Source organism: Moorena sp. SIO4E2 (genome assembly GCF_010671945.1).
Classification (GTDB): Bacteria; Cyanobacteriota; Cyanobacteriia; order Cyanobacteriales; family Coleofasciculaceae; genus Moorena; species Moorena producens.
The window spans coordinates 1-2,138 of record NZ_JAAHIE010000947.1 but is presented as its reverse complement, the minus strand read 5'-3'; the positions used below and the strand labels follow the sequence as shown (position 1 = coordinate 2,138).

2 protein-coding genes and 1 pseudogene are annotated in these 2,138 nt (G+C 44.8%); 2 read left to right on the top strand and 1 reads right to left on the bottom strand.

Annotation, left to right across the window (positions count from 1 at the left end; translation table 11 throughout):
* Positions 1-490: 490 nt before the first annotated feature.
* Positions 491-589 (top strand): annotated as a pseudogene (locus F6K37_RS45140) (BrnT family toxin); the annotation flags it as partial.
* Positions 590-591: 2 nt separating this feature from the next.
* Positions 592-846, top strand: a complete 255-nt coding sequence (locus tag F6K37_RS39285; protein WP_044492115.1) for a BrnA antitoxin family protein — start codon at positions 592-594, stop codon at positions 844-846.
* A 308-nt stretch (positions 847-1,154) separates the two neighbouring features.
* On the opposite strand, the gene F6K37_RS39280 is transcribed toward F6K37_RS39285, so the two are convergent.
* Positions 1,155-2,138: spermine/spermidine synthase domain-containing protein (locus F6K37_RS39280; protein ID WP_502887820.1), on the bottom strand; the 984-nt coding region annotated here is incomplete at its 5' end.

Below are 2,138 nucleotides of genomic sequence, written 5' to 3'. Positions count from 1 at the left end.
TCTCTGGAACCGACTGATGTTCCAGGGGAAGTGATCACTACAATCACCAAGTATTGGTTGTTGCCATAACACTTTGTCTTGATGCAGTCGCTCATGGGGGAAACCCCCAAGACCGCGCTGCATCGCTAAATTTCTGGGGGGGTTTCTCCCCGGGGGCCTTGGTTTTGGTCGAATCAGATAGGAACTGATCAGGTTAAGTTTGCTAATTTTGTGACATAAGAAATTGAAATAGTCGTGGATAGTATTTCTACGGCTATTTTTTTTTGATACTTATCGAAAGAGGGAATTTAGAATTAAGAATTAAGAATTAAGAATTAAGAATTTATAATTAAGAATTAAGAATTAAGAATTAAGAATTAAGAATTTAGAATTTAGAATTTAGGCGTAGGGTGTGTTAGGGACGGGCTCGCCAAGACGCAAGCCATAGCAAGTGTTAGGTTGTTGCCCGTAACGCACCACCGCGTCAAATAGCATGCATTGAGATGCACCCGTTTTGGTTGTGGTCTATACCTGGCGAGGTGATCAAATCCGTTTGATTTCAGCTCGCAAAGCCACTCGTACTGAACGTAAACAATATTTGGAGGGATGAAGATGGAAGCTGAGTATGATTTTAGTCAAGGTAAGCGTGGCGCGATTGACCCGATGCCATCTGGTAAAACTCGGATCACAATTTGTTTAGATAACGATGTTATTGAGTGGTTTCGTGAGCAGGTACATCTATCTGGTGGAGGCAATTATCAAACCTTGATTAATCAGGTGTTGCGTCAGCACATTCGGCATCAATCGATAGAAGTAGAAGGAGATCAGGAAACTATTCCGATCACAGAAATTATTCAAAGTCAATAAGCTTGATAACATTATCGCTCCGGTAACGATAAAGGAATTTAATCTAAATATTTCAATGGTAAGTTATTAGGATAAAACGTTGATTGACTATAGTCTCTTCAGACAATTCGTGATCGTGGAGATGTTTCTAATCATATCTGGCACCATTGGGATTAATCGTCGGTGGGCAGTGCCTATCTAAGCACAAAGCTGAGGTGATCTGATCTGTCTCAAGCACTGCCCACCCTACTTGCTAACTGGCGACAAACGTCAGAACAGTTTTCAATAGAAAGCCGTCCTAGAAGGAGGGGGCTTTAAACCCAATTTTTTTAGTAAGCTGCCCAACGGGGGTCAGATTGGTAGCGTACAATCACAGGATGAGCAAGGCGGTTGACCTCGACATTACCCAACTTAATATCTCCTGGCAGCTCAAACAAGGAGTGTAAAATGCCTGGGGTCAGAAAGCGAGTTGATACCGATAAATTGAGGGTGTCCGGCTGAATCGATCGCCTTGATGCTAGGACAAAACCCCAAGGCCCAAAGCTGGGGACATCTATAACATAGGGATGAACTAATAGTCCCACATTTTCCAAGGTTGCGGCAATACAACTCAGAACATTGGGAGCAAAAAAGGGACTAGATGCCTGAGTCACAAAAATGCCTTTGTCTGCTAATCGCGGTAAGAGACGGCGGTAGAATCCTTCTGCATAAAGCTTGGCAATAATCTTTTGATCGGGGTCGGGAAAGTCGGCAATAATCACATCAAAGGTTTCGTTGAGTGCGGGTGCCCTAATGAAAGCATCAGCATACAACACTTCGACACGGGGGTCGGAAAATGAGTTATCGTTAACTTGGACTAATTGAGGGTGATGACTAGCTAATTTGACAACCTCGCTGTCTAAATCGATCAGTAGGACTCGTTCGACTTCTGGCCATTTGAGCACTTCCCGCAAGGCCATACCATCACCTCCACCCAACACCAGAACCCGACGCCTACCAACACTAGCACTCATGGCGGGATGCACTAAAGCTTCATGGTAGCGGTATTCGTCGAGGGTGGAAAATTGCAAATCGCCATTGAGGAAGAGACGAACATCCTGTCCTTGTCGTGTGAGGACAATGCGTTGGTAGGGAGACTGGATGCGGGTGATCACTGGCCCACTATACAGAGTATTTTCCAGCTTGTCGCTAATCGGAATGGCTAAGGGAGCCAAGGTAAACAGGAGAATACCTAGGGTTAAACCCAAATATCCCCAGGGCCGCAGTCTGGGAAAGCGTCTGCCAATGGCAAACACCATCAAGGACAGGATGTA